This window comes from Brevundimonas sp., from assembly GCF_032107865.1.
In the GTDB taxonomy this organism is placed as follows: domain Bacteria; phylum Pseudomonadota; class Alphaproteobacteria; order Caulobacterales; family Caulobacteraceae; genus Brevundimonas.
Window position 1 is genome coordinate 32001 of record NZ_DAMCNG010000006.1, and the last position, 210, is coordinate 32210.

Annotated in this window: 1 pseudogene; it reads right to left on the minus strand. The window is 73.3% G+C overall.

What is annotated here, in order from left to right:
- Window positions 1–210 (minus strand): annotated as a pseudogene (locus RT567_RS01335) (DNA polymerase Y family protein); the annotation flags it as partial.

Below are 210 nucleotides of genomic sequence, written 5' to 3' on the forward strand. Positions count from 1 at the left end.
GGTCGATTATGACGGGCGCGGGCGGACGATGCGGGGTGATGCGCATGTCCTCGTCGCCCAGAACCCGCGCCAGTCGGGTCGGGAAGTCGGCGCCGAAGCGGGCGGCCAGGGTCGCGCGAGGCCGGTCGTCCAGGTCGCCCAGCCGCTTCAGGCCCAGGCGACGCAGGGCCTCGTCCTCCTTGTCCGAAAGCTCCAGGGCGGCGACCGGCA